We start from the raw sequence: 25,964 nt of genomic DNA on the forward strand, positions 1-25,964 counted from the left end.
AGTATCCTTTGGAAAAAGCGCGGATGGTTTTAAAGACTGTCTTCGGGAGGGTGCTGCGGGCGGAGGGACGGCGGCGGAACGCCGCCCGGGGAAGAATTGGAGTTCCGGCTTCTTCTGAGTTCCAGCAGGTTTTTTCCGTGGTTCCTGAGTTGGTGGAGGGTAATCAGCATATGCAGTATTTCTTCCAGCAGGATGTTCATCACGTTGGCATAATGACGGTCCGTGCTGTTCTGGCACAACCGGAGGAAATAGGCGGCTTCCAGTTCCGGAGCGTTCCATTTGTTCCGGATGATGCGGCTTCTGCGGGAGGCCCTGGGCCAGCAGGGATATCCCCGGTCCCTCAAATAAAGAAGGTAGCAGTCTTTTAACATGTCAAGCTGGAAGGTTGCGCCGGCACGTGCCGGCAGGGAGATGAAGGGGTGCATGTCTTTTACTCCCTCCAGCGTCATGTGGATGGTTGTTTCCGCAAGCACGGTCCAGTAGAGAATGGGTTCCGTTACGGCCCGGCTCCTCCTGCGGAACCGCAGGTAGAAATGGCGGCTGAGCTCCAGGACGGAAAGGGCTTTAATGTAATGCGTCAGAACCGCCCGGCCGTATTGCCGGAAAATGAACTGTTCCAGCCTTTGCTGGAGATGAGCGTCTCCCATTGCCATCTCCTTCTTAAGAAGGTTCCACTGTTCCTTGAATATGGCATCTTCAGTCATAGATTTGAAAAAATCAATTATTTCCAATATAAAATAAATTAATTTCCTGGAAATTCAAATGGAATTGGGGGTATTTTATCAATTTTTCCAAGTTCAGGGGTATGGGCATGGAGCATGGAAGAGCCTGAAAACGAAAGTGTCTGCCCGGCGGGCGTTCCTGCTTTGGATTTTCCGGGCCGGCGGATTATTTCCGTTGTCCGGCAGCAGGATGTAAAAATTGCCGATGGTGATGTATGGGTATTTGTCCGACCGCCAGTGCGGGACAATGACCCGGCAGCTTCCCGGGAATGAACAGGACGAATTTTACTAACACATTTGATAGGAATCCCGTATGGGAAAATTTAATTAGAAGCGGTCGCAAATAGGGTATGATGAAAATTTGCCGGGACCATTTTTCATGCAAAAAGTGCGACTGCATTTCCATGCGGCGCAATGCGTTCTTGTGAGGGAAAATAAAACGCGATAGCGTAAAAACGCGATAGCGTAAAAACGACTTGGCGGTCAAGAATACCCCTTATCCCTGTCACGCGCGTATGGATCACGATTTCAGCCTTATTCTCACTTTTGTCGGCGGATTGGCCGCTGCCCTTCTTTTCGGCCTTATTGCCAGAAAACTGCATTTATCCCCGCTGGTGGGCTACCTGCTGGCCGGGGTGGTGGTAGGGCCGTACTCGCCGGGATTTGTTGCGGATTCCCATACGGTGGAACAATTCGCGGAGCTGGGCGTTATCCTGCTGATGTTCGGGGTGGGGCTCCATTTCCATTTGAAGGATTTGATTGCCGTGCAAAAAGTGGCCGTGCCGGGAGCCGTTGTGCAGATATCCGTGGCTACCGTGCTGGGGGTGCTGGTCGGGTGGATGTTCGGATGGTCCGCGATTTCCGGACTGGTTTTTGGCATGGCGATTTCCGTGGCGAGTACCGTAGTGCTGACGCGGGTGCTGGAAGACAACCAGAACCTCCATACGCCCGGCGGCCATGTGGCCCTGGGATGGCTGGTAGTGGAAGACCTGTTTACCATTCTGCTGCTGGTTCTCATCCCCGCCGTGATGGAAGCGCGCCAGAGCGGCGCCGGAGACTGGGGCGGCATTCTTTCCGAGCTTGGCTGGATGTTCGTCAAGCTGGCCCTGCTGGTGGCCCTGACGCTGTTTGCCGGGAAAAAAGTCATTCCGCTGGTGCTGCGGTACGTGGCCCGAACGGGCGCGCGTGACTTGTTTACGCTGGCTGTGCTGGTCATTGCGCTGGGCGTGGCGGTGTGCTCCGCGGAATTCTTTGGCGCTTCCATGGTTTTGGGGGCGTTTTTGGCGGGGATGGTTGTAGGCCAGTCGGACTTCTGCGCGCGCGCGGCGGCGGAAGCCATGTTGATGAGGGATGCTTTTGCGGTTCTCTTCTTCGTTTCCGTGGGGATGATGTTTGACCCGATGTCCGTGGGGGATTGCTGGCCTCTGGCCCTGGCAACGCTGGGGGTGGTGATGATCGGCAAGCCGCTGGCGGCTTATGTGGTTGTTCGTTGCCTGAGGCGGCCGGTGCCGCTGGCGCTGAGCGTATCCGTGGCCTTGGCTCAAGTGGGTGAATTTTCTTTCATTCTCGCCGGAATAGGTCTCATGTACAACATCCTGCCTCCGGATGCCAATCAGGCCATCATTCTGGCGGCTGTCGTCTCCATTTCCTTAAATCCCATCCTGTATCGGCAGATTGGACCTGCAGTCAAATGGCTGCAAAAACGCGGCATAGGGCTTGCGGACCCGGGGGGCGTGAACAGCATGGCCTTGCCCGCTCCGGATGCGCGGCGCGTGGTATTGGTAGGGTTTGGCCCCACGGGGCGCATTCTTAAGAGGATATTGAATGACAACGGGGTGGAAGTCATCATCGTGGAAATGAACATAGACACGGTTACCGCTATACGGGAGCAGGGAGGGGATATTGTTTACGGGGATGCCAGCCAGCGGGAAATTCTGCGCCATGCGGGCATTGAATATGCGGAAAGCCTGATTCTCTCCGCTTCCATTCCGGACGCCAAGGAGATAGTAGGCGTGGCTCTGGAGCTTAACCCTCATATTGACGTGATGATTCACACCAAGTACATGAGGGACGTGGATATACTGAAGGAAGCCGGCGCTTCCCAGGTTTTTTCCTCGGAATCGGAAGTAGCCCTGTCCATGGCGGAATATTTCCTGCGGGAAGGCGGTGCAGACGACGAACAGATCGTTTCCGAGCGCCAGCGCATTCGCGCGGAGCTGGACAGGGAAATGCCCGGAGTTTCCGTTGCGGGCCATTCATAATCGTTGGCTCCGCTTTGTCCGGGCAGAGGTTCCCATGCCCGGAATGGACACCGTTTCCCCTTCCTGGATTCGGAACATGTTTTTACGGGAATCCGGCAACAGTCATTCAACTTCTGCCCTGCTTGGACGGTTTAAGAATGACGGTAACGCGCCCCAGGTGGTGCAGTGCGTTTTCTATCTGGTTTTCCAGCTGCGAGGCGATTTGGTGGCATTCCCGGATAGTCAGGGAGGCGTCCACGGAACACACGCAGGTCAAGGTTGGGAAATTGTCCTCCCTGGTCAGGTCCAGCTTGAGGATCTTGCGGATGTTTCTGTGCTGCTGGAGAATGAGATTTACCTTCAGGCGCACTTCCTCCGGAGAAACCTGTTCCGCAATGGCGCCTGTTTCCATGTCGCGGCAATCCGGTTCAATGCGGCAAATTACCTTTTCCGGCTTGAGTTCATGCAGAATGGAATCCCTGAAAGCCTCCACCACATGGTAGCCGCGTTCCAGGGGCCAATCCGCCGGAATTTCCACATCCATGAAATAACAGGGGGCCTGTTTGCCGTGGCCTGCATAAAAACCGTGAATGCGGACATGGTGGCGCAAGGCCAGCCGGTGGATAATCATGTCCGGCTCCATATTGGAAAGATTCTCCCGCGCCGGTTCGATATGGACGATGACGTCCGCTTCCGGCAATTCATGCTTTACAATGCCTTCAATGGATTCCGCCACATCATGGGCGTCATCCACGTGCAGTTCCGCAGGCGCTTCCACATCCAGCTCTACAAAGATGCGCGAGCCTCCGTCACGCAGGCGGATGCGTTTGACCGGATAATCCGGGGCATTCTTTTTCATGGCGTCCAGCACCTGACGCGTCAGGGAGGAAGAACCGCCGTCCATCAGGGCGTGGATGGAACGTTTGGCAAGGCCGAAAGCCACGGAACAAACCAGAGCCGCCACAAACAGGGCCGCAATGGCATCCGCCCTCTCCAGGAGGCCGTGCCAGGCTGATTCCGCAGGGACCAGATGGGCCAGCCAGATGCAGAAAAGACCCAGGAGCACGACTGCGGAAGACCAGATATCCGTGGTAAAGTGAAGTGCATCCGCTTCCAGGGCCTGGCTTTTGTGCTTTTTGGCTATCCGGCGGAGCATGGCGGAACGGTTCACATCTACCAGCAGGGAGACGGCCACTACGGCAAAAGCCCACCAGGTGAGGGTAATCTCCGCCTCATTGTAGAACAGACGGTCCACAGCCTCCCAGACAATCCAGGCGCAGGTAACTAAAAGGAGGGCTGTTTCCGCCAGGGCGGAAAGATTCTCCACCTTTTCGTGCCCGTAGGGGTGGCTTTCGTCCGCAGGGCGGGACGCCACTTTTACGGCGTAAAAAGTCATGGCCGCAGCCATCAGGTCCAGCCCGCTGTGCAGGGCTTCGGAAATGATGCCGAGGCTGCCGGTTACAATGCCGGCCCAGAGCTTGATGACCGTTAAAAAGGCGGACCACAGGACGGAGGAAAGGGCCGCATGTGATTTTTCCTGGTGCGCTGCTTGTTCCATAAGACAGGGAAAAAGAAAGAAGGGCATATCTAAGCCCGCCTCCCTTTCTTAGTCAATGATAACAGAGGCGGCGTTAGAACTCAGGCTTTGGCCCATGACGGAATCACCCCCTGCACCATCAGGGCTGGATGCGTAACAGGAGCCTGCTGTGCGGATATATTTTTTTATTTTCACTATTAAAGAAACAGTATTTATTATTTTAAATAATCAAAATATATTAAAAATTAATTGAAGGCGGTAGAAGATAACTCTGAAAGCAGCCGGTTGCCGTGACCTAAAAAAGTATTGCCAATGCTGGGGAATACGTTATTTTGCGTGTGTTGAGAGTGACTGCCAAGAGGTAGCCGGAGCTCCTGAAGGTGCGCGGCGTGTTCCCCGGCAGAGTATCCGGTACCTGTAATATATTTACGGATGGCCGCACCCTGATTCCCTTCCTGCGTGGTATTTGCAAATGACAATGTGTTCCCCGGGTTGTAGAACAGTTCCACTTGTTAGTTTGTCTCTTTTCACCTACACTTACTATTATTCCCAATTCTATGTCAGGACATAATAAATGGTCTAAGATCAAGTACGTTAAGGCTAAGGAAGACGCCAAGAAGGGCAAGGTTTTTGCCCGCTTTGCCCATGAAATCATGCTGGCCGCCAAAAGCGGCGGCGGAGATCCTGATCTGAATCCGCGCCTGCGCGCCGCCATTGACGGAGCCAAGGCCGTGTCCACCCCCAAGGAAAATATTGAACGCGCCATCAAAAAAGGCACCGGGGAACTGGGAGGAGCTACCATCCAGGAGATTACCTATGAAGGCTACGGCCCCTCAGGCACGGCTTTCCTGATTGAAGTGGCGACGGACAACACAAACCGTTCCGCTTCCGAGCTGCGTACCCTGTTCACCAAAAACGGAGGCAGCATCGGTACGCCCGGTTCCGTGGCTTACCAGTTTGAACGCAAGGGAGAGGCCCGCATCATGGCGGAAGGTCTTACGGAGGATTCCGCCATGGATCTGGCGCTGGAATGCGGCGCGGATGATGTGGAACAGGGGGATTCCGACAATGAATGGGTGTTTGTTACGAGCCCAACGGAGTTGAACAACGTGTGCGCCGCCCTGCGTGAAGCCGGGCATACGGTAATTTCCATGAAGCTGATTTCCGTGGCGCAGAATGCTTCCGTGATTAATGATCTGGAAACGGCGAAGGCCGCCCTGCGCCTGTATGAAGCGCTGGACGACTATGATGACGCGCTGAACGTCTTCTCCAATTTCGATGTGGCGGAAGAAATCCTTGAGCAGCTTGGTTAACGCTGTTGTCCTTCAGGAGACGCCTGTTGTTGCAGTTCAATTTTCTTTTCCATGTCTGATACCCCCCCAGATTTGACTCCGGAACAGGTTTCTCCGGAGCCGGCGCCCAAAAAACGTATTATCCGCAAAACCAAGTCTGCGGCGGAAGCTCCGGTAAAGCCCCAGACTGCTGCGGAAGTGCCCGGGACGGAACAGGATTCTTCCCCGGCTCCCCGCAAGAGGACGATAAGGAAGAAGGTTGCTGAATTGGCGGATGATGGGATGGAAAGTGTCGATATGCCGGGGAAGAAGACTTCCCGTAAGAGCAGTGCTGAAATCCCGGTGGAAGAAGCGCAGGATGTTCCTGCCAGGCCCCGGCGCGGACGCCCGCGCAAGAAGCCTGTGGAGGAGGTTCCGGAAACTGACGGCTCTGCGATTGCCTCCGGAACGGAAGCCGCCGTCAAGCCGGTGCGCAGGCGTGTTGCCAAGGCTGTTGCTCCGGAGAACGGTGATTCAGCCGGCCCTGAGGCGGAAATTGCCGTTCATGCAGCGCCCGCCGAGCCGGCTTCCGATTCTTCCGATTCTGTTCCGGAGCAGCCCGCAGAAGGCAGGCCGAAGGTTATTCGCCAGAGATTTGTGAGGAAACCGAGGGAACAGGAGCCGGAGGCGGATGCTTCCGTTCCGTCCATCAAGGTGGTGCAGGAAGGTGCGGCGGATTTTTCCGAAGATGCCGCCCGGGAGCCGCGTCGGACAAATGAGCCGCAAAGGCAGCGTTTTGACAGGCAGAACCGCCGGAATAACAACGACCGTTTCAACAAAAACCGGAATAACCGCCAGGATGGCCGCAATGGCAGAAACGGCAATGACCGGGTTAAAAACCGCTGGAATAATAATCAGGAGGGCGGAACCCCACAGAACAGCGCCCCCCGTGAACTGGCGCCGCCGGAACCGGTGGACGGGTTGCTGGAAATTACGAATAAGGGGTTCGGCTTTTTAAGGAAGCCGGATAATGATTTTGACGCTTTTGCGGAAGCCGTTTATGTGCCGCAGGATATGATCCGCAGGTTCGGTCTGCGTCCTGCCGTGTGGGTGCATGGGCAGGCCTGCCGTCATGACCGCGGCATTCTTCTGACGGAAATTGCCTCCGTTAACGGGGTTGCTCCAGAGAAAGCGCGCAAGAACCCGCACTTTGAAGAGCTCAAGGCGGTCAATCCTAATAAGCGCATTTCTTTTGAAACCCGGCCGGAGCGTTACACCACCCGCACATTGGATCTGATTGCTCCAATCGGGCGCGGCCAGCGCGGCCTGATTGTCTCTCCGCCCCGCGCAGGGAAGACGACGCTGCTTCAGCACATGGCGGAAGCCATTCTGGAGAATTACAGGGATTCCATTCACCTGATGGTGCTTCTGGTAGACGAGCGTCCGGAAGAAGTGACGGAGTTTAAACGTTCCCTCCCGGGAGCTGAAGTATACGCCTCTTCCAATGATGGAAGGGTGCGCGATCACTGCCGCATGGCGGAACTTTGCATTGAACGCGCCAAACGGCTTGTAGAGGCGGGGCAGCATGTTTTCCTGCTGATGGATTCCATTACTCGCCTGGCCCGCGCCTACAATAACGCTGACAAGGGAAGCGGCCGCACGATGTCCGGCGGCATTGATGCCCGCGCTCTGGAAATGCCCCGGCGCCTTTTTGCCGCCGCCCGCAATACGCGCCAGGCCGGTTCCCTGACTATCATTGCCACCGCCCTGGTGGAAACCAACAGCCGCATGGATGACCTGATTTTCCAGGAATTCAAGGGGACGGGCAATATGGAACTGGTGCTGAACCGCCGCATTGCGGAGCAATATATCTTCCCGGCCGTGGACATTCTGAAATCGGGGACGCGGAGGGAAGAGCTCATTATGCCGGAAGCATGGCTGTACAAGATGAATCTGATCCGCCGCGCTTTAGCCGGGCATAAACCCGTAGAAGCCATGGAACGGTTCCTGTTTTTCCTGAACAAATACCCCAGCAATACCCAGATGCTGCTGGATTTGAAACAGAAAGCGTAGGTTCCCCGATGGCGCAGAGCCTTGGAGGCTTGCGGAATTCCGGCCGGAAAAGCGGGAAGCATTTGTCTTTCCTGATGAGTCAGGAGCGTGCTTAAACGCCTTTTTTGCTGTTCCAGATGGCGATATGCAGACGGTCTGAAAAACGAAGACCGTAGCGGAGACACCATTCCACCGCCTGCGCACGCATGGCGTTCAACTCATCCCGTGTGGAGGCCAGGGGCATGATCAGAATTCGTTCCGGGGGAATGTCCGCTTCGGAAGCCCGCCGCAGAACGGCCCTGACATCGTCCTCGCACGCCACGACGAATTTGAACCAGGCTTTCTCCGTACCCGCCAGACAGCGCAGGATATCCGGTTTCCAAGTCTTAACGTCGTTATTGCCTGAATGGGGGAGTTTGGGAGATACGTTGAATTGCGTGACGCGTTTCAGCAGTTCCGTATCCGGCATGATGGTGCCGTTGGTTTCCATTTCCACGGCATGATCCGGCAACAGGCGCAGCAGGGCGGGAAGCGCCTTTTGCTGAATGAGCGGCTCCCCTCCGGTCAGGACCAGGCGGCGGCATGGATAATGGAGCACCAGTTCAGCCGCCTTTTCAGGCGCGAGGCGCATTCCGGGAACCGTTCCGTTCCAGGAATACGCCGTATCACACCAGGAACAGGCCAGATTGCAGCCTGCCAGACGCAGGAAAACGCAGGGTGTTCCCTGGGAGACTCCTTCCCCCTGAATGGAATGGAAAATTTCCGGTTGTCCGTGAATCTGGGCCAGTGTGAGCATGATCAGGCTGGCCTGAGACTATCATATCCCTGCCGTCCGTCAACGACTCCCTGAGGGAAGGCGGGTGCTTCCTTGTTCTCCGTGCATTTCATTTTCCGGCAGATGTTCAACTGTTGCTGCTGCGGAAGGCCGCACCCGTGAACAGGAGCAGGATAAATCCCGCGACGGAGGCTGCACCCGTGAACAGCTTCTGAAAGGAGGCATGGTCTTTTTCCTTCTTTGCCAGCTTTTTCACTTCTTCCCTGGAAGCTTTCCGCATGGCCGCGCGGGCTTCGTCATAGGCCCGGGATGCCTGTTCTTCTTTTTTACGGGCCTGTTCCAGAGTTTTCCGTACATCTCCGGACAGCTCCCTGTATTCGGCCACCGCCAGCAAGTCTTCATCGCCCGGTTCCGGGACAGCGGATTCGTCCCGGTCATCGTCGGCCAGAACCTTGTTTTTCTGTTCGGTGAGTTTCTCCTCCGCCTTCTGCATCAGGCGTTCCTGTTTGCCAGACTTTTCTTCCAGAGTTTCCAGCGCCGCATCTACGGCTTTTATTTTTTCCTTAGCAGCTGCGGTTTTCTGGCGGATAAGGTTCATCTGTGCCTGAAGTTCGGAAATATTTCCCTTCTGAGGGGCAATCCCGGACAATTTCTTCCTGCTTTTGGCCTCTTCCCGTTTTTGGGCCAGTTCGCGTTCCGCCTGTTCCAGTTCCGCCTGAATGCTCCTCTGCTGATCGGTCAGCCTGTCAAGCTGGGTTCTCATTCCCTCCTTTTTCCGGAGCAGTTCCTCCCTGGCGGATTTGGTGCTTTCCCTTTGCCTTTTCATGCGGCGGCGCAGCCGGTCAATCTTTTGGTCGTGTTCCTTCACTTCTTCCTGCTGGTCCGCCACGCTTTTTTGGTAGGCGGAATCCTGGATTTCCTGATGCTGTTGCCTTTTTTGTTGGAGATAAGCTTGCTGGAATCTCTCTATGTCTTCTTCCGCCGCCCGGGTGGCATCCTGGGCATCATCCAGCTTCTTTCGGGATTGGATAACGGCTTTTTCCAATATTGCGGCCTCCTGTTCCAATGTTGTTTTTTGGGCGGCCAGTTCCTTTCCTTCCGGGGAAATGCGGTTTTGATAGTACCAGACGGAAAATCCGGCGGTTAACAAGGTCAGGAGAAGCAGTACGTAGCGCATGGATATGTTCCGACGATTCGGTCAATGATATAAAAATGGGTAAGCCTTGTCAACATGGCAGAAATAAGAACCGCCCGCTTCCCTCCGGAGATGAAGGAAGCGGGCGGTCTGAAAAGCAGGTTTCCGGAAATGCGTCTTTCCCTGTTAAAGATTCAGGGAAAACGCAGAGATGGCATCTATCTCTTTCGCGATTTTATCCAGCAGTTCATCGGAAACCGGCTGGTTGGTCTTAATCACGGTCAGGGCCTCCCTGGTGGCGTGGTCGGCCGGGGCGGCGATGTTGTCAATGTTGATTCCATTGGAAGACAGGGCGGAGCCGATGAGGGCGATAATACCCGGGCGGTCCTTGTAGCGCAGGCATAATGTCGTGCCGCGCAGGTCCGCGTACAATCCGTTGAAATTGTTCAGGCGGGAGACCATGGGGATGCCTTCCGTCACCACGCCGCGCACGCTGGTGTGGAAATATTCCTCTTCCTCTTCCATGGCCACGTCCAGCGTGATGGAATCTTCATAAGGTTTGTCGTCTTTGGGTTCCCTCGCTTTGAAAACGATGCCGTGCTCCCGCAGGGATTCTTCCGCGGCGGCAGGCATGAGCCCTTTTTCCGCATGCGGCAGAAGGCCTTCCAGAATGGGGGCCGTAAACCATTTGCGGAAAATGCGCAGGTTGCCGTAAAAAGTGCATTCCACGCGGCGGATGGGCTTGTTGCCGCCGGCCTTGCGCGCCAGGGAGGCGAGCAGAAACGCCAGTTGAAGATGGGCCGGATTGAGGCCGCTGGGGGATTCCCCGTTCACCACGCAGGAGGTGTCGCCGTCGGAAAAGTAGGCGATCATCTGTTCTGCGGCGCGTTTGGCCGCTTTCGTATTGGCCTCCCGGGTGTTGGCTCCCAGGTGGGGAAGAATCAAATCCGCAATGGGGGCGGAAGGCTTCTCTCCGGGCGCGTCCTTGGGATGTACGTCCGTCAGGTAGCCGATGTTTTTGCCTGCGGCCTTGGCGGCGGCCAGCGCTTCTTCATCCACCACGCCGTAGCGGGAGCAGTTGATGAGCACTGCTCCGTCTTTCATTTTTCCAATGAGCTCCGCGTTCACCATGTGGTGGGTGGAGGGGCCGCCCGGAACGTGCAGGGTAATAATGTCGCACTGGGAGAAAATATCTTCAATGCTGGTAGGGGTGACGCCGATGTTCAGGGCGCGCTGGCGTGCCAGAAAGTGGTCGTAGCCCAGCAGAATGGGTTCAAATCCCTGAAGGCGCTTGACGAGGTTGCGGCCGATGTTGCCCAGGCCGATGATGCCCACCGTCTTTTTGGTCAGCTCGCTGCCCATGTATTTTTTCTTTTCCCACAGGCCTTCCCGGGTGGTGGCGTCCGCCTGGACGATGTGGCGGTAGTAGGCCAGAATCATGGCCATGACTTCTTCCGCCACAGCATTGGAGTTGGCCCCGGGGGTATTCATGACGTCCACGTTTTTTTTGCGGGCGTACACAATGTCAATGTTGTCGTAACCGGCTCCGGCGCGGACGACCAGCTTCAGGGAAGGAAGGGCGTCCATGATTTCCGGAGTGACTTTTTCGCTGCGGACGATCAGAGCCACGGCATCCGGATGGGCGGCTACCTGTTTTTCCAGAGGCGTATCAGCGTCCTGGATGACTTCATAGCCGGCCGTTTTAAGCGTGTTGGCCGCTACGTCGGAGAGTTTGGTAGGAATAAGGACCTTGTTCATGTTGGTACGGTGGAAAAGATTATTGTTCAATGGTATGGATAAAAAGCCCGCTGCGCAGCTTGGGTTCAAACCAGGTGGATTTGGGAGGCATGATTTCTCCGGCGTCCGCTACGCGGAAAAGGTCGGCCATGGTGACGGGATACAGGGAGAAAGCCAGCGCCATTTCCCCGGAACAGCGGCGTTCCAGTTCTCCCAGACCGCGGATTCCTCCTACGAAGTCGATGCGGTCGCTCGTGCGTGGATCGTCAATGCCCAGAATGGGAGCCAGCACATTCGCCTGGAGGATGGCGCAGTCCAGGCTTTCGATGGGATGGCCGGCCGGGAAGGTTCCCGGTTTGGCCGTGGCGGAATACCAGCGTCCATTCAGATACATGCCGAACTCATGCTTGGCGCGGGGGGCGTAGCCTTCTCCGGGAATGGTATCCACAGGATTTATGTCAAAGGAGGTACGGAGTTTTTTCATGAATTCCTCTTCAGTCAGGCCGTTCAGGTCGCGTATGACGCGGTTGTAGTCCATGATGAAAAGGTCTTCATCACAAAAGACGACAGCCATCAGGTAGTTGAATTCTTCCTGTCCCGTGTAGTCCGGGTGTCTCTGGCGGCGCCTGGCGGAAACGGCGGCGCTGGAAGCCGTGCGGTGGTGCCCGTCCGCAATGTAAAGGGCGTCCACTTCCTCAAAGCTTTTGCGGATGTCTTCCACCGTGCCGGGCTCGGAAACGGGCCACAGGATATGGGTGACGCCGTCCTCCGTGGTAAAATCATATTCGGGTTTGTGGAATTTAATCCATTCCCGGATGATGGCGGAAAGACCTTCATGTTTGCGGTAGGCCAGGAATACCGGTTCCGTCTGAGCGGAGCAGGCGTCAAAATGCTCAATCCGGTCAAGTTCCTTTTCCCTGCGGGTCAGTTCGTGTTTTTTAATGGCGCCGCTGGCATATTCATCCACGGAGGCGCAGCCGACGATGCCCGTCTGTACGCGCCCCCACATGATTTGTCGGTAGATGTAGAAAGACGGCCGTTCATCCCGGAAGAGGTAACCTTCGCGGACAAACCTTTCCAGGTTTTCCCGGGCCTTGGCGTAGGTTTCCGGGGCATGGATGGCGGCTTCGCTCGTGTCGATGTCGGAACGGCAGATATGGAGGAAAGAGGCGTCATTTCCGGAGGCCATTTCCTCGGCTTCCCGGTGGTTCATGACATCATAGGGGAGGGAGGAGACCCGCGCGGCCAGTTCCCGAGGAGGGCGCAGGGCGGGGAAGGGATGGAGAGTGGACATGGAAGGAAGAGTTCGGAAAGTCAGTAATGGGAAGGATGATATAGCGCACGAATGCTGGAAACAAGCCCGGCCAAAATGCATGCCGCAATGAACAGCAGCAAATAACGTGAAATGGAGTCCTGAAAGAACGGGTTGTCCCGGAAAGACCGTGCCTGATTGAAAGTTTGGACGATGACGAATGCCGCCGGGATGCGGAAAAGATCAAAGATGAACAAGTTCCGGGATATCCGCGATGTATCCTGTTCCCGGCGATTGTTCCGTTCATGTTCCGGCGGAGGCGTTCCGCCCTCTTTTCCGGACGGAGCCGGAAAAGAGGGCAGGGGCCTGGCTTATTTGAGCTTCAGGATATCCACGATGCTGGACGTGATGGAGCGCATGTCATCCATTGTCAGCTCGCCCATGTGGGCAATGCGGAACGTTTTGTTCTTCAAGTCCCCGTAACCGTTGCCGAGCTGCATGCCGCGTTCAATCAGGGAGTTGTTCAGGGCGGCGATGTCAATGTCCCTCGTGTTGCTGATCACCGTCAGGGTGCGGGAAAGGTGATCCCGGTTGGCAAAGACGCTGAAATATTCATCCGCCCAGGAACGCACGAATTCGGCCATGGCTTCATGACGCGCAAAGCGGTTTTCCACACCTTCCTGCATGATGCGCTGGAGCTGGAGGTCCATGGCGTACATGATGGAGATGCAGGGAGTGTTCGTGTACTGGTAGTCCTTCTTCTGAATAGTGTCGTAAATGGAACGCAGGTCAAAGTAGCAGCCGCGGTTGGGAACGGAGGCGGTGCGTTCGTACGCTTTTTGGGATAGCGTGCAGACAGCCATGCCGGGGGGAAGGGCAAGCGCCTTCTGGGTGGAGGTCACCAGTACGTCCACGCCCAGCTTGTCCGTTTCAATCCGGGAGCCGGCGGCGGAACTCACGGCGTCCATGCACCACACGACATCCGGGTATTTTTTAAGCACTTCCGCAATTTCCTCCACCGGGTTCTGGATGCCGGTGGACGTCTCATTGTGCGTGATGCAAATGGTGTCGTATTTGCCGGTGGAGAGGGCGGCGTCCACCATTTCCGGGGTAGTGGGCTGCCCCAGTTCGCTCTTGAAAATATCGGAGGGCACGCCGTTGCCCGTAGCGATCTTGTACCATTTGTCGCCGAAGGCGCCCACGGAAAAAATGGCGGCGCGTTTGGCGGTGCAGGAACGCACGGCGCCTTCCATCAGGCCCGTACCGGAGGAAGTGGAAAGCAGAATTTCCTGTTCTGTCAGCAGGATGCGGCGCAGATTGTTGGAAATGCGGCGCTGCAGGGCGGAGGCCGCTTTGGATCGGTGTCCCATCATTGGGCCGCTCATGGCGGCAAGTACTTCAGGTGCTACTTCAGTGGGTCCGGGAATGAATAATTTGGTTGCCATTTGTTTTTAAGAACTGGGTACGCATACTATAGCGTCTCCAAACGGTTTGACTATGAATTTTTGTTGAGCCTTACCGGGAAAACCTGCCGCAGCAGCGGAGAAAGCAAAGAGAGGATGTCTGTATTGGGCGGCACAGGTGGCCAGTTGGGAGTAATGCGGGCAGGATGCGGCGCTCCGCATGTTCCGTCATCCCATGCCGGCATGGTTCCTCCGGTGATCCTTTTCAACCGGATTTTCTGGCAGGAAATCAGGATGGAACGAGGCGGTGAACCTGTGCTGAAACGGTTCTCACGTTCTGCCGGTGAAACGGCTTTTTTCTCCTGTTCGGAAAGGCAGGGCGCAGGACTTGCCCTCTTTCCGCAGGAGGAATGTTTTTGAAATTTAGAGGCTGATCAGCTTGACGAGCCAGTAACCTCCGAAGAAAAGCCAGATATACAGGAAGCCTGCAAGCAGGAAAGGCCGCGCTCCGGCTTTCTTAAACTTCTCAAAGCTGGATTCCGCGCCCAGGGCCGTCATCGCCATGGTCAGCAGGAATGTATCCAGGGTGTTTATGGCGTCCACAAGTCCGGCAGGCAGCAGGTGCAGGGAATTAAAGCCAATGACGGCAAGGAACAGGAAGGCGAACCAGGGAATGGTAATTTTCCGTTTTTCCCCGTTTGCGCCGGAAGAGGGATCCCTCCGGGCCAGGACAATGCTCAGGACGACCAGCACCGGGGCCAGCATCATTACCCGGATCATTTTGACGATAATGGCCGGATCGGAAATAGCTTGCCCCATGGCGTTGCCGGCGCCCACCACATGCGCCACTTCATGAAGGGTGGCTCCGGTAAAAAGCCCCATTTGTTCCGGCGTCAGATCCAGTATTCCGGCCCGGTGCAGGGCTGGATACAGAAACATGGAGAGCGTGCCGAAGATGACCACGGTGGAAACGGCCACAGCGGCTTTGTAAGGTTTGCTTTTGACGACGGGTTCCGCCCCCAGAACGGCTGCTGCCCCGCAAATGGAACTGCCGATGGAGGTCAGCAGGGCCGTGTCCCTGTCCATTTTCAGCAGGCGCCCCAGCCCGGCTCCCAGAAGAATGGTGAGAGTGACCACAATAAGGTCGAGCGCCAGGGCGGAGCCGCCGATGTCGATGACACTTTGAAAAGTCAGTTTGAATCCGTACAGGACAATGCCTGTTCTCAAAACCTGCTTGGTGCAGAACTGAATGCCGGGAACCCATGTTTCCGGAAGGTGGTTGCGCAGGCTGTTGGCGTAAAGCATTCCCAGCACGATGCCGACGATCAGCGGGCTGAGGGAAAGATGTTTCACCCATTCAAAATCAGCAATGTAAAAAGCGGAAAAGGAAAACAGAACAATAAGCAGGATGCCGTGGAGGGGATTGGCTAGATGTTTGGGAGACATGGTCGGTAAATGATGGTTGCGGCTGCCCGTTGTATCTGGCCGGGAGCGTACCGGATTGGCTGCGGAATAATATACGATGCAGCCATTATAAAATCTAATTAAAAATTGTTATAGCCAATTAAATTTTGTTATAATAATATCGGCAGAACTTGATGAACAGTTCATTGATTCTGCTGTGGTCTCCATGTCCTGAGACGAAGTGGAAGGTGCGGCGAATTTCCAGGTGGCGGAGATGTATTTTCTTCAAACTTCCGCGTTTGAATTCTCCCCGGACAGCAAGGGAGGAGAGAAAAGAGCACGCCGGAGAATGCTCCAGATACATTTTGATGCTTTCCGTATTGCCCAGCATCATCAGAACATGGAGGCCGGAAACGGAGATCCCGTGTTTTTTCAGCGCTTCCTCCACCACCCGACGCGTGCCGGACCCCGGTTCACGCATGATCAGGGGCACATGGGAGAGTTGCGGGAGGGAAAGCCCTTCACTGGGCACGGCGGCCTGCATGCCTCCTGCCAGAATAATTTCGTCCTCCATAAATGGCTGGTAATGCAGGTCCGCGCGCGTTGCCGTGCCTTCCACGATGCCAAGCTGCACGGATTCATCCTGGACGGCCTGTTCTATTTCCTCCGTATTGCCGCTTTTCAGCCATATGCGTATTTCCGGGTAATGGCGGTTGAACAGGGCCAGCAGCGGAGGCAGCACATACTGGGACATGGTGGAGCTGGCTCCCAGGCTCAATTCGCCGGAAACAGGGGAATTGCGGCCAAAGGATATTTCTTCAGCCAGCGTTTCGTATTCCTTGAGGATGCGGCGGGAATGGGCCAGCAGGCGCACGCCTTCCGCCGTCAGGGCAATCCCTCGTCCCTCCCTTTTGAACAGACGGGCATCCAGCAGACGTTCCAGTTCCTTGATATGCCGGGTGACGGCCGGCTGCGTGATGAACAGTTCTTCCGCCGCGCGCGTAAAATTCAGGCGCCGTGCGACGGTTTCAAACACTTTCAGCCGGAAATCCGTAATCATGGAGAGGAAATAATATTCAACCATGCCGCCGGGGGGACGGCAAGCTCCTTTCCTCCGCATGATGGCGTACGGCGCTGGGAATGGCGCTCAAGCGCAAGACGCGCGGGTGCCCGTAATATTCCGGAACCGTACATCCTCTGAACGGCAGGTGGCGGAAGAGAGTCCAATGCCTATATGAAACTGCATTCCATGATTATTGCCGGCGGAGCCGGCCTTTTGTTGTTGGGGGCCTGTTCCCCCTCTTCCTATCAGACCACATTTCCGGAACCGGCCTATGTAAAGGTTTCCACCAATAACGGAGCTTATGCTCCTTATCCGGACGATCCTGTCGGCCAGCAGGAACTGGTGTACTGGTATAATTCCCTTGCCGCTCCAATGACGGTGGTTGCGGAGGTTCCTCCCACTCCCATTGTCACGACAGGTTCGGGGCCGGTTGTTCTTGATTCCAGCGATTTCTCCGCGAAATTGTACCGCGACAGAACGGAAATCAAAAAGAAGGATAAGGACGGCAATTGGGTTACCAGCGTGCGCCCCACCACCCCCGCAGACCAGCGCATGAGGAATTACGTGATGGCTTCCAAAAAAGCCCGTTAGATTTTTCCTCCGTTGACGAAAGACCTTTCCGGCCTGCGTTCCTCTCCGGAGGAAGCGGGCCCGGCTTGTTTACGGGCAGATTTTTCTTCCCATTCTTCCGGGCAAGTGGGGCGCCGGCGGATAATTTTTCCCGGCCAGGGCAAATAGGCGTCCGTGTAAAAGGTGGAACCGCAACCCCGGCATTCCAGCATGATGCCTGTATCCGGCCTTCTTTGTTCTTCCGGAGTTTGCGGAGCAGAATAAAGCCCGGCGTTTCCGCAGTGCGGGCAGCGGATGGAAAGGGGAATGGTGTGTTGAACAATCAGCGTTGCCGCGTAAGCGAGTGCCCAGGCAATGTAGCCCGCCCAGAAAGGCCATTCCGGATGAAGCAGCCAGACTGCTGCAACAAGGAGAGCGGAGCACAAGGCATACAGAAGGCTCCGCTTCTGCCTTCCGGCAAGGAGATGGAAGCAATAAACCGTATCCTGCATAAAAAGGAAGGAGATGAATTTACAGGTCATCCAGCGTCCATTCATCCTTCCATTCCAGGATAATCTGGTCACCCTCCCATTTCATGGGCAGCCACAGGTAACGGCCGTCAATGGCGTTTTTGGGTCGCCAGATGTCCGCCATGAAGATGAATTTTCCGGGTTTGCCCTGTACAGGCAGGATGAAAGTGCTCTGGCCGCCGAACGTGATGCCTGCCTTGGGCCCCACGCAGGGATTTTTCAATTCCATCCATGGGCCGGCGATGTTTTTGGCCACGGCGCTGCGGGCGGCGTTGGGAGCCCAGCCCGTGCATCCGGAAGCGATAAGATAGTATTTGCCCTTGTGTTTGCAAATAGCAGGAGCTTCCATGTAGCGGTTGATGAACGCCCGGACATATTTTCCCGTATGCCCCGTGTAATCCGGCGTCAGCTCCGCGATGTGAAGGGTGATATTGCCTTCCGAGGAATAGATGTGGTAGGCTTTTCCATTGTCGTCCACAAAAATGGTCATGTCCCGGCTCATCTGCCCGCCGGGATAGTCCCTGCGGATGATGCGGACGTAGTCGGGCATTTCCTTGGTGAATTCGGTCGTCTGATCCTTTTTATCCATGTTCAGGGGCCATTTGCCCGGATTGACTCGCCCGGCTTTCAGGAACTTGAATGGCCCTGTGGGTTTTGTTGCCGTTGCCACCCCCGCGTAAGCGGATCCATATCCTTTCCCCTTGAGTTCCAGGTGAAACCACATCACGTACTTTCCGGTCTTTTTGTTGTAAACCACTTTGGGGCGTTCCAGGATGCAGCCCTTGGCGATGGGGTGGGAATGGTCCCCCTCCACCACCTTCAGGGCGATTCCTTCGTCCTTCCAGTTATAGAGGTCTTTGGAGGAATAGCAGTGAACCCCTACCTGGGCATAGTTTCCTGCGTCCCCCTCCACCTTGTGTTCTCCGTACCAGTAATAGGTTCCCTTGTCGTACAGGATGCCGCCGCCGTGGGCGTTGATGTGCGCGCCGTTGTTGTCCGTCCAGATTTCTCCGGGTCTGAAGGAAGTATGTTTAATTGGGGTTTCTGCGGTGGAGACGGAAGCCGCACTGTAAAACAGGCAGAGCGCCAAAAGCGATTTCATGGTATTTATCATGGCCGGGATAGTGTGGAAATAGAGGATGGAGAAGGTTCCGGTTGGCCGTACAGCTTGTCCCAGGCGCGGGAAAGAGCGTACAGGGCATATCCGGTGCCGTAGAATTTGTGGTAATTATACAGGGGGTAGTCCCACCAGGCCCCGTCTGTTCCCTGGCGGGTGAGAATATCGTCCGCCAACAGGGATGCATGACGCTTTACCTGGTTTGGCGCCAGCATGTCCAGGCACATTCCTGAATAATAGTATCCGTAATAGAAAAAATAGCCGGAATTCTGGGCGAAACTCTCGTGGGGAGTTGGTTTATGCAGGGCCATCGTCAGCCATCCCCTGCGGCTCCACAGGCGGTCCAGGCCGTCCACAAGCTGGCGCAGGGAGATGTCCTCCGGTTCCCAGAGCCTGATGGCGTAATCACAGGCGGGAGTCCGGGCCAGGCTGCCGGTATGGCGGTTGATGGGCCTGCCGGGATAGAAGGAATGGGAAAGGGAATAAACATAGGTTCCCGCAGGCGTCCTCTGGGATTTGAGGAATTTCAGCGCGCGGGTGAATATCTTATCATCAAGGGAAAGGCCGAATGATTTTCCTGCCATCCAGGCGGAGATAAGGACGGTTCCCGTCAGGAAAGAGGTAGGCTGGGCCGCAGGGCGTTTGCTGAAGCCGGAATAAGTGAGGTAGCCCCAGCCCCCCATGGCGGAAGCCAGTTCATTAAGTTTTTTTACCTGGGAGCGGGCGCATTCCTTCAGTTCCCGGTAGCGAAGGCTGTCCGGGGCCAGTCTTGCAGCCCTCATGCTCATGGCATCCAGCACGTAAGTATGCGCCCAGGTGTTGTAAACGCACAGAGCGTCGCCGCGTTTCAGATGGGGCATCGTACGGATTAGATAGTCTTCAGCACGGGTCATGGCTTCCTGCACGGCGGGTTCATGATGCAGGGGGCTGGCGTTGAGCCCTGCAATGCACAGGGCGGTACTGGCTGTTTTGAAGGTGAGGGGCCCGTCCGGGTAGGGGCAGAGGATATTCCAGGTGCCGATTACCCGGTGGTCGCCCCAGGAGCCGTCCTTATTTTGCGTTTTCAGCAGGAAATCCACGCCGCGGCGGAATGCCCTGTCAAATTGTCCGGGTTTTGCGGGGGAAATATCCGGGATTTTGGCGATTGGAATAACATCCGTTTTTTCCTTTGGCACGGATTCCCCCTGCGCTGCGGGAAGATGCAGGCACAAGGTGGCGAGAAAAATGGTCGTCAGCGGGCGGAACATGGGTCATGAAGTTGTTGCCGCATCAGAGGGATACAGGGATTCTCTGACGCGGGAGACGGCATATAAGGCATATCCGGTGCCGTAGAATTTGTGGTAATTGTACAGGGGGTAATCCCACCAGGACCCGTCTTCTTCCTGCATGGGCAGGAGGTCGCTTGCCAGATGGGCCGCATGGCGCGCCAGGTGTTCCGGCGCCACTTCCTCCAGGCAGCGGGCGGCGTAATAATACCCGTAATAGAAAAAATAGCCCGCGTTCTGGGCAAAGCTTTCATGGGGAATGGGCTTCTTTACAGCCAGCGAAAGCCAGCCGCCGCGGCTCCAGATGCGTTCCAGGCCGTCTTCCAGCTGACTCCTGGAAATAAAGGACGGGTCATACCGCATCAGAGCCAGATCCCCGGCGGGAGTGCGGGCCAGGCTGCCGGTGTGACGGTTGATGGGCCTGCCGGGATAAAAGGAATGGGAAAGGGAATAGACGTAGCTGCCGGCGGGCGTCCTCAGTTTTTCCAGGCAGGCGACGGCGCGTTTGACGACGCGGGGTTCCGCTTTGAGGCCAAAGGCCTGTTCCGCGTCCTTGTAGGCAAGAAGGACTGTAGCCGTCAGGAAGGAAGTGGGTTCCCCAATGGGACGCTTGGAAAAAGTTTCAAATGTGTAATAGCCCCAGCCGCCCTGGACGTCCGCCATCTGGTCCAGCGCTTTGACTTGGAGGGAGGCCACCTTTTTGAGTTCTTCGCGCAAAGGGGCGTCCGCAGGAAGGTTCCGCGCCGCCCGGCTCAGGGCGGAGAGGCCGTAGGCATGGCCCCATACGCCAAGCACGGTACGAGTGTCTCCCCGTTTCAGGGTGGGCAGCGTGGTTAGCAGGTACTGCAGCGCCTTGTCCAGGGATGCCTTGACGGTGGGGTCTTCTTTCAGGGGACTGGTCAGGAGGCCGATCACGCACAAAGAGGTGGAGGCTGTCCTGAATGATCTGGGGCCTTCCGGATAAGGGCAGAGAACATTCAGACCCTTGGTGCGCGTATGGTTTCCCCAGGAACCGTCCCTGTTCTGTTCTTTCAACAGAAAGTCAGCCGCCTTCCGGATAGAAGCGTCCAGCGTTTCCCGGGAGGGAGGCGGAACATCCGGAACCCTGGCAATGGGAATGGTATCCCTTTTTTCCGTTTTTTCCGCCGGAACAGGAGCGCAGAGCGCCGTACTGGCTCCAAGGGCGGCAAGGAAAAGGACGGCTTTATTCATGGGGATCCGTTAAGGGAAATCAGGCCTGTTGGTCCTTGATGGTCACCTGGACGGGAAGGCCGGGGGCGAAAATCTGGCTGGCGGGAACCTTGGGCGTGATGATAATGCGGCGCTTGCCGTCTGCTCCCGGAATGGGGCTGGCTTCCGTAATAACGCCGGGAATCTGCATGTTCGTTATTTTGATGACGACGGTTTCCCCCACCTTGGGCGTAGCGGTGGAGTCCGGAAGAGTAGCCTGGACAATCAGTTCCGAGTCTGGCGGAACGATGGTGGCGATTTTGTCAAAAGCTCCCAGTTTGCCGCCGGGTTTCAGCTTTTCCGCCACCGGAATGGCCACCCACTTGTCCGCCACATATCCGCCGTACAGCAGGATGCCGTTTTCCGGGGCCTTGAAAGAGGCCATTTCCCGGTCTGCTTTCAGTTCATTGTACTTATTCTGAAGGCGTCTCAGGGAGACTTCCGCCTCCGTCAGGGCTATCTTTTTCTGTTCCAGGTCAAAATCCGCCTGCTTCCTTGCCTGTTCCAGATCCATCTGCTTTTCCTTGACTGCCGTAGCATAGTCTTCCCCCAGGCGATGAATATTGCGCAGCTTGGCCAGTTCCGCAACGAGTTTGGCTCCCTGAACGGCAAATTCGCTTTCCCCAAGTTCATTTTTCAGGCGTTTCAAAATGATCTCTTCCGTTTCTTCCGCCACCTGGTCATCCTTGTACATCTTGGTAAGCTGGTTCAGCTCTTCCTGTTTGTAGGACATGTGGCGCAGGGCTTTGTTGACGCGTTCCTCTTCTTCCGCCAGCATGCGGGCCTTCCGTTTTTCCAGAAAATCCTTTTGATCCTCTTCCGTCCGTGTCAGGGCCGTCTGATATTTTTGCAGGGCCAGGGCGGAACGTTCCTTCTGCTGGTCCAGGGCGTACCGGAGTTTCAGCACCTCCAGGTTCTTGCTCTTGATGGCGCGTTCATAATCTTCGATGCTATTGTCCAGTATGCGGAAGTCCGCCTGAGCTACGGATTCCCCTTTCTTGACGGAACTTCCCTGCGGCATGATGCCGAGCAGGAAAATGTCCGAGGTCCCCTTGGGGGAGAAGGAAATGGATTTGGTATTTTTTTTGGGAAGAAGAATGCCCGGGGCAATGGAATCCGCCAGGGAGGGCATTCCCAGGGACAGGGCGGCCAGAAGTCCGGCCATGGTAAGGGATGTGCAGTTCATAATAATAGGATGGAATCAGGACTGGTGAGCGGAGAAGGGGACGAAACGTCCCTTCTTTCCAAGAATAACGGTGTGAAAAGCGGTTTTCTTTCCTTTATGTGAGGCCGGAACGGCTTCCGTGCTTACTTCGAACCCCGCTTTTTGCAGTGTCCGGGAAAGTCGGGTGTCCGGGCGGGCTACCGTAATGACCAGCAGACCGCCCTGCTTGAGTGCGGCAAAATAGTCGGAAGCTTCGGCTACGCTCAGGTTCATGCGTTCGTGCGTGGAATGGGACAGAATGGCGTGGAAGCTTTTCGGATTCTTGCGGGCGATTTGAAGCGCCGGGGTAAATTCCACGCTGACGCGGGGATCGTGCAGGAATCCGGGCCGTTCCTGGTTCATCAGTTCCTTGTGCCAGTCGATAAGCGGTTTGCAGGGTTCCGCCACGATGAAGCGGGCCTTTTCCCTGCGAATTTGATCCATCAGGGCGAACAGGGTGAATCCCAGGCTGAGGCCGTCGAGAAGGAAGGAGGGCTGGTTGGCTCTTTTAACCGGAGCCGCCGCCATGGCTGCCGCCGCTTCATTGCTTCCGTGGGAAAAGCTGGACGCTGTCTGTACGCCGTCGCGCAAAAGAAAGTGGAAACCGTCCCGTTCCCATAGGTCGAGAACGGAGCCGTCGGGCAGGGTGGAGGAAGCTAGTTTGGTAATGGGTTTCATATGAGATAATGCCGGATACACAGCGTAGGAAAGAACGCTTTTCAGGGCAAGTCCGGACAGCGTGTTTGAGATAGAATACGCTTCAAATTAAAAAAAATTGCACGGAATTCAGGTTCTACGCATTCTTTTTCTTGATTTACGGGCTGAAATAAGCGAGAGCTATCGTTCAGCACAGTTATTTTTCCGATATGAGCAATCCACCTCCTCCCTCCATTCCGGGCGGTACTCCGCCTCCGCCCAGCATTCCGACTCCGCCGGCTGCTCCTTCCGTGCCCAAGGCTCCTGCCGCTCCTGCCGTTCCTCCGGTAGCCGCCGCTCCTGCGGCACCTGCTGCTCCGCCTGCCGCCGCTGCGCCCACTATTCCCCTTCGTCCCGCCGGTCTTGGCGGAGGCATCAAGCTTGGCGGAGGATTAAAGACGGTTGCCCTCGGCTCCGCCACTACGCCTGTGGCCCCCGTGGTTCCGCCTGCTGGCGCGGCGCCTGCCGCTGCCGCTCCTACTGTTCCTCTGACTCCTCCCGGAGCAGGCATGGCGACAGCACAGCTTCCGCAGGCCACCATCGGGCTGAATACCGCACCCGCAGCCTCTCCGGTTTCTTCCGCCTCCTTTACGGCCAGGAAGTTTCAAGAAGATACGGATGCGGCTCCCAGTACGCTGCTGAATGTCCTCTCCTTTGTGGCTCTTGCCTTTGCGCTTATTTTCGTCGGTTATCAATACGCTACGGACACCTTGGAAGCCCGCAGCATGGTTGGCTGGCTGGGCGGAGACTCCAAGCCTGCCGCCGCTGCTCCCGCCGCCGATGAAGAAACGGTCGATGACGTTTCTTCCGAAACTTCTGCCGAAGAGCCTTCCGATGATGGCGCCGATGCGGAAGAATAAGTGAACGTAATGATTATTGAAATACTCTAAGCGGTACTATGGCAAACGTATTTTCTGAAGCAAATTTTGAGGATGAAGTTCTGAAGTCCGACATTCCTGTGCTTGTCGATTTCTGGGCTACATGGTGCGGGCCCTGCCGCATGATCGCCCCGATTATTGACCAGCTTTCTACGGAATTGGCCGGTAAGATCAAAGTGGGCAAAGTGGATGTGGACGCCAATAACGGACTGGCCGCCACCTATGGTGTGCGCACTATCCCCACTCTTCTGATTATCAAGGACGGGGAAATCATGGATACGATGGTGGGAGCTTCTTCCAAGGACGCTATCATGCAGCGTTTGCGTCCGTTCATGTAAATCATCGGACTGGTTTATTCATTAAGCCGGCCTGCTGCGGGTTTACTGCGGCAGGCCGGTTTTTTTACCGGGCAGCATTATTAGAAAAGGACGGATGGGAGAGGATAAAGAAGGAATGGTTCGCTGGAGGAAGATTCATTTTTTCTTGGCAGAACCGTCGTGGGAGAATACATTACCAGCGTAGATTCCGAGCAGCGGGGCTATTCCCCGCCCCTTTTTTCGTTATGCGATTTATCTCTGCCATTCTGCCTTTCCTTTCAGTCTGCTGCCTTCTTCCCTCCGCCTGGGGAGCGGGCGACATGGCGCCGGATTTAAAGTCTGGTGCGTTCTGGAAGTTGCCTCAGCCGGATTTGTTCGGAAAGTATTTTAACGGAGAGCCCGGCGGCTGGGTGGATAAAGGCAAGACCCAGCTCCGGATTGCGAAGCCCTCCATCAAGATTGGGGACATGTCCCTGGGGGAAATGCTGGTGAACTGGAAGGACGGAGCCCCCCAGTCAATGACTGTCATGATGTACAACAAGGGGGATAACGGGGCCATTGGCAAGGATGAATTTGACAAGCGCCTGGAGCTCATCAAGGAATCCCTGACCGCTCTTACCGGGATTCAGCCCAAGGAGTACCGGGCCTCCCGTAAGGAGGCGGTAGTCAAAGTCAACGGCTGGTCCTGGATTTGGGAGAACGGGGCGATTACCCTGGAGATCAATACATCGCGGGAGGGCAGGGAGTTTGAAGCGGAATTTATCCGGATGAAGGCCGGTCCCACGGAAGATTCCATCGCGAGAGGAGATGCTTCTTCCCGGGCCAGAAAGGCGGATATCAAGCAGCACGTCAGGAAAGAAGGAAAGCGGGTGGTGATTCAGGATATTCCCATGGTGGACCAGGGCCAGAAAGGTTATTGCGTGGTGGCTACCGCCGCCCGTATTTTTGCCTATTATGGAATGGATTATGTGGATCAGCATGAACTGGCTTCCCTGGCCAATACCTCTGCGGACGGAGGCACTAATACGGCGGCAATGGCGGAAAACCTGAAAAAAATCGGGACGCGCTTCCAGATACGGATCAAAGTGCTGGATTCCCTGGCGAATTCCCGTGATTTCAGGAATCTGCTGAAAGCCTATAACCGCGCCGCCTCCAAGCTGAAAAAGGAGAAGGTGGAAAATGAACATGACTGGTCCGGTTTCTGGGACAATGCGGACGGAGAAGTCCTGAAGCTGGCGCGTGCCGGATCACCGTCCCAGGTGGACAGGTGGCTCAATGCCATCAAGCCCTATATCATGGCGGGCATCCCCGTGTTCTGGTCCGTGCAGCTTGGCATTGTTCCGGAACCGCTGCGTTTGTCCCAGACGCGCGGAGGCCATTTGAGGCTGATTACCGGTTTTGACGAGGAAAAGAAAACGCTTATCTTTTCAGATTCCTGGGGGGCCGCCCATACGGAGAAGGAAATGCCGCTGGCAGATGCCATCGCCATTACGACGGGACGGCAGGTCATGCAGCCTTCCAAATAACAGGTGCGGCATATCCCCTCCTTCTCTGCCGGAAAATCCGGAATATTCTCTCCGTGGTGAA

At 55.9% G+C, this 25,964-nt stretch carries 23 protein-coding genes; 8 read left to right on the forward strand and 15 right to left on the reverse strand.

Annotated elements, in window-relative coordinates; translation table 11 throughout:
* Positions 1-29: 29 nt before the first annotated feature.
* Positions 30-704 carry a hypothetical protein gene (locus tag WW58_RS07250; protein ID WP_046436532.1) on the reverse strand — a complete coding sequence of 225 codons (675 nt, stop codon included), beginning with the start codon at positions 702-704 and terminating at the stop codon, positions 30-32.
* A 114-nt stretch (positions 705-818) separates the two neighbouring features.
* Between WW58_RS07250 and WW58_RS13275 the strand changes: the two genes are divergently transcribed.
* Positions 819-995, forward strand: a complete 177-nt coding sequence (locus tag WW58_RS13275) for a hypothetical protein (protein ID WP_153816446.1) — start codon at positions 819-821, stop codon at positions 993-995.
* Positions 996-1,237: 242 nt separating this feature from the next.
* Positions 1,238-2,983, forward strand: coding sequence for a cation:proton antiporter (locus tag WW58_RS07255; protein WP_031930458.1), 1,746 nt, complete (start codon positions 1,238-1,240; stop codon positions 2,981-2,983).
* Positions 2,984-3,089: 106 nt separating this feature from the next.
* Here WW58_RS07255 and WW58_RS07260 read toward each other — a convergent pair whose 3' ends face one another.
* Positions 3,090-4,520 (reverse strand): cation diffusion facilitator family transporter, encoded by a 1,431-nt coding sequence (locus WW58_RS07260; protein WP_046436668.1) that lies wholly within the window; start codon positions 4,518-4,520, stop codon positions 3,090-3,092.
* Positions 4,521-5,056: 536 nt separating this feature from the next.
* Here WW58_RS07260 and WW58_RS07265 point away from each other — a divergent pair.
* Both WW58_RS07265 and rho read left to right on the forward strand, forming a co-directional pair.
* A complete protein-coding gene (locus tag WW58_RS07265; RefSeq protein WP_012419761.1) occupies positions 5,057-5,812 on the forward strand; it encodes a YebC/PmpR family DNA-binding transcriptional regulator in 756 nt (251 codons plus the stop codon).
* A 51-nt stretch (positions 5,813-5,863) separates the two neighbouring features.
* Positions 5,864-7,843 (forward strand): transcription termination factor Rho, encoded by a 1,980-nt coding sequence (gene rho, locus WW58_RS07270; protein WP_046436535.1) that lies wholly within the window; start codon positions 5,864-5,866, stop codon positions 7,841-7,843.
* Positions 7,844-7,934: 91 nt separating this feature from the next.
* Here the strand turns inward: rho and WW58_RS07275 are convergent, their stop codons facing one another.
* From WW58_RS07275 to WW58_RS07315, 7 genes are all read right to left on the reverse strand, one after another.
* A complete protein-coding gene (locus WW58_RS07275) occupies positions 7,935-8,618 on the reverse strand; it encodes a 7-carboxy-7-deazaguanine synthase QueE (protein WP_094140676.1) in 684 nt (227 codons plus the stop codon).
* Positions 8,619-8,724: 106 nt separating this feature from the next.
* On the reverse strand, positions 8,725-9,774 hold the full coding sequence (locus WW58_RS07280) for a hypothetical protein (RefSeq protein WP_046436540.1): 1,050 nt from the start codon (positions 9,772-9,774) through the stop codon (positions 8,725-8,727).
* Between the two features lie 144 nt (positions 9,775-9,918).
* Positions 9,919-11,490 carry a 3-phosphoglycerate dehydrogenase family protein gene (locus WW58_RS07285; RefSeq protein WP_012419757.1) on the reverse strand — a complete coding sequence of 524 codons (1,572 nt, stop codon included), beginning with the start codon at positions 11,488-11,490 and terminating at the stop codon, positions 9,919-9,921.
* A gap of 19 nt (positions 11,491-11,509) precedes the next feature.
* Positions 11,510-12,763, reverse strand: a complete 1,254-nt coding sequence (locus WW58_RS07290; protein ID WP_046436542.1) for a DUF1015 domain-containing protein — start codon at positions 12,761-12,763, stop codon at positions 11,510-11,512.
* Between the two features lie 329 nt (positions 12,764-13,092).
* Positions 13,093-14,166, reverse strand: coding sequence for a pyridoxal-phosphate-dependent aminotransferase family protein (locus WW58_RS07300; protein WP_046436546.1), 1,074 nt, complete (start codon positions 14,164-14,166; stop codon positions 13,093-13,095).
* Between the two features lie 381 nt (positions 14,167-14,547).
* Complete coding sequence (locus tag WW58_RS07310) at positions 14,548-15,570, reverse strand: YeiH family protein (RefSeq protein ID WP_012419754.1); 1,023 nt, start codon at positions 15,568-15,570, stop codon at positions 14,548-14,550.
* A gap of 118 nt (positions 15,571-15,688) precedes the next feature.
* Positions 15,689-16,612, reverse strand: a complete 924-nt coding sequence (locus tag WW58_RS07315) for a LysR substrate-binding domain-containing protein (RefSeq protein WP_197736724.1) — start codon at positions 16,610-16,612, stop codon at positions 15,689-15,691.
* A gap of 150 nt (positions 16,613-16,762) precedes the next feature.
* Here WW58_RS07315 and WW58_RS07320 point away from each other — a divergent pair, with 150 nt between their 5' ends.
* Positions 16,763-17,182: a hypothetical protein gene (locus WW58_RS07320; protein ID WP_022197120.1), complete on the forward strand. Its 420-nt coding sequence runs from the start codon at positions 16,763-16,765 to the stop codon at positions 17,180-17,182.
* Here the strand turns inward: WW58_RS07320 and WW58_RS07325 are convergent.
* Genes WW58_RS07325 through WW58_RS07350 form a run of 6 tightly spaced genes read right to left on the reverse strand, consistent with a single transcriptional unit; the run spans position 17,179 to position 23,164 of the window.
* Entirely contained in the window at positions 17,179-17,652 is a 474-nt protein-coding gene (locus WW58_RS07325) for a hypothetical protein (RefSeq protein ID WP_128804767.1), read from the reverse strand. The genes WW58_RS07320 and WW58_RS07325 overlap by 4 nt on opposite strands.
* Before the next feature lie 19 nt (positions 17,653-17,671).
* Positions 17,672-18,772: a glycoside hydrolase family 43 protein gene (locus WW58_RS07330; RefSeq protein WP_232051463.1), complete on the reverse strand. Its 1,101-nt coding sequence runs from the start codon at positions 18,770-18,772 to the stop codon at positions 17,672-17,674.
* An 8-nt stretch (positions 18,773-18,780) separates the two neighbouring features.
* Entirely contained in the window at positions 18,781-20,034 is a 1,254-nt protein-coding gene (locus WW58_RS07335; protein ID WP_046436552.1) for a prenyltransferase/squalene oxidase repeat-containing protein, read from the reverse strand.
* A gap of 3 nt (positions 20,035-20,037) precedes the next feature.
* Complete coding sequence (locus tag WW58_RS07340; RefSeq protein WP_046436553.1) at positions 20,038-21,264, reverse strand: prenyltransferase/squalene oxidase repeat-containing protein; 1,227 nt, start codon at positions 21,262-21,264, stop codon at positions 20,038-20,040.
* A 19-nt stretch (positions 21,265-21,283) separates the two neighbouring features.
* A complete protein-coding gene (locus WW58_RS07345) occupies positions 21,284-22,468 on the reverse strand; it encodes a hypothetical protein (RefSeq protein ID WP_128252196.1) in 1,185 nt (394 codons plus the stop codon).
* 15 nt (positions 22,469-22,483) lie between these two features.
* Positions 22,484-23,164 (reverse strand): hypothetical protein, encoded by a 681-nt coding sequence (locus WW58_RS07350; RefSeq protein ID WP_102738361.1) that lies wholly within the window; start codon positions 23,162-23,164, stop codon positions 22,484-22,486.
* 188 nt (positions 23,165-23,352) lie between these two features.
* Between WW58_RS07350 and WW58_RS07355 the strand changes: the two genes are divergently transcribed.
* The 3 genes from WW58_RS07355 to WW58_RS07365 all read left to right on the forward strand — a co-directional run bounded on the left by WW58_RS07355 (position 23,353) and on the right by WW58_RS07365 (position 25,903).
* Positions 23,353-24,042 (forward strand): hypothetical protein, encoded by a 690-nt coding sequence (locus WW58_RS07355; RefSeq protein WP_046436558.1) that lies wholly within the window; start codon positions 23,353-23,355, stop codon positions 24,040-24,042.
* A gap of 38 nt (positions 24,043-24,080) precedes the next feature.
* Positions 24,081-24,398 carry a thioredoxin gene (gene trxA / locus WW58_RS07360; protein WP_012419743.1) on the forward strand — a complete coding sequence of 106 codons (318 nt, stop codon included), beginning with the start codon at positions 24,081-24,083 and terminating at the stop codon, positions 24,396-24,398.
* 224 nt (positions 24,399-24,622) lie between these two features.
* Positions 24,623-25,903, forward strand: a complete 1,281-nt coding sequence (locus WW58_RS07365) for a C39 family peptidase (RefSeq protein ID WP_046436560.1) — start codon at positions 24,623-24,625, stop codon at positions 25,901-25,903.
* The last annotated feature ends 61 nt before the right edge of the window (positions 25,904-25,964 follow it).

Origin of the sequence: Akkermansia sp. UNK.MGS-1, from assembly GCF_000980515.1 — a bacterium.
Lineage (GTDB): Bacteria > Verrucomicrobiota > Verrucomicrobiia > Verrucomicrobiales > Akkermansiaceae > Akkermansia > Akkermansia muciniphila.

Coding starts and splice junctions, on each gene's coding strand:
- WW58_RS07250 (WP_046436532.1), bottom strand. CDS start 704: ATGACTGAAGATGCCATATTCAAGGAACAGTGGAACCTTCTTAAGAAG.
- WW58_RS13275 (WP_153816446.1), top strand. CDS start 819: ATGGAAGAGCCTGAAAACGAAAGTGTCTGCCCGGCGGGCGTTCCTGCT.
- WW58_RS07255 (WP_031930458.1), top strand. CDS start 1,238: ATGGATCACGATTTCAGCCTTATTCTCACTTTTGTCGGCGGATTGGCC.
- WW58_RS07260 (WP_046436668.1), bottom strand. CDS start 4,520: ATGGAACAAGCAGCGCACCAGGAAAAATCACATGCGGCCCTTTCCTCC.
- WW58_RS07265 (WP_012419761.1), top strand. CDS start 5,057: ATGTCAGGACATAATAAATGGTCTAAGATCAAGTACGTTAAGGCTAAG.
- rho (WP_046436535.1), top strand. CDS start 5,864: ATGTCTGATACCCCCCCAGATTTGACTCCGGAACAGGTTTCTCCGGAG.
- WW58_RS07275 (WP_094140676.1), bottom strand. CDS start 8,618: ATGCTCACACTGGCCCAGATTCACGGACAACCGGAAATTTTCCATTCC.
- WW58_RS07280 (WP_046436540.1), bottom strand. CDS start 9,774: ATGCGCTACGTACTGCTTCTCCTGACCTTGTTAACCGCCGGATTTTCC.
- WW58_RS07285 (WP_012419757.1), bottom strand. CDS start 11,490: ATGAACAAGGTCCTTATTCCTACCAAACTCTCCGACGTAGCGGCCAAC.
- WW58_RS07290 (WP_046436542.1), bottom strand. CDS start 12,763: ATGTCCACTCTCCATCCCTTCCCCGCCCTGCGCCCTCCTCGGGAACTG.
- WW58_RS07300 (WP_046436546.1), bottom strand. CDS start 14,166: ATGGCAACCAAATTATTCATTCCCGGACCCACTGAAGTAGCACCTGAA.
- WW58_RS07310 (WP_012419754.1), bottom strand. CDS start 15,570: ATGTCTCCCAAACATCTAGCCAATCCCCTCCACGGCATCCTGCTTATT.
- WW58_RS07315 (WP_197736724.1), bottom strand. CDS start 16,612: ATGGTTGAATATTATTTCCTCTCCATGATTACGGATTTCCGGCTGAAA.
- WW58_RS07320 (WP_022197120.1), top strand. CDS start 16,763: ATGAAACTGCATTCCATGATTATTGCCGGCGGAGCCGGCCTTTTGTTG.
- WW58_RS07325 (WP_128804767.1), bottom strand. CDS start 17,652: ATGCAGGATACGGTTTATTGCTTCCATCTCCTTGCCGGAAGGCAGAAG.
- WW58_RS07330 (WP_232051463.1), bottom strand. CDS start 18,772: ATGAAATCGCTTTTGGCGCTCTGCCTGTTTTACAGTGCGGCTTCCGTC.
- WW58_RS07335 (WP_046436552.1), bottom strand. CDS start 20,034: ATGTTCCGCCCGCTGACGACCATTTTTCTCGCCACCTTGTGCCTGCAT.
- WW58_RS07340 (WP_046436553.1), bottom strand. CDS start 21,264: ATGAATAAAGCCGTCCTTTTCCTTGCCGCCCTTGGAGCCAGTACGGCG.
- WW58_RS07345 (WP_128252196.1), bottom strand. CDS start 22,468: ATGAACTGCACATCCCTTACCATGGCCGGACTTCTGGCCGCCCTGTCC.
- WW58_RS07350 (WP_102738361.1), bottom strand. CDS start 23,164: ATGAAACCCATTACCAAACTAGCTTCCTCCACCCTGCCCGACGGCTCC.
- WW58_RS07355 (WP_046436558.1), top strand. CDS start 23,353: ATGAGCAATCCACCTCCTCCCTCCATTCCGGGCGGTACTCCGCCTCCG.
- trxA (WP_012419743.1), top strand. CDS start 24,081: ATGGCAAACGTATTTTCTGAAGCAAATTTTGAGGATGAAGTTCTGAAG.
- WW58_RS07365 (WP_046436560.1), top strand. CDS start 24,623: ATGCGATTTATCTCTGCCATTCTGCCTTTCCTTTCAGTCTGCTGCCTT.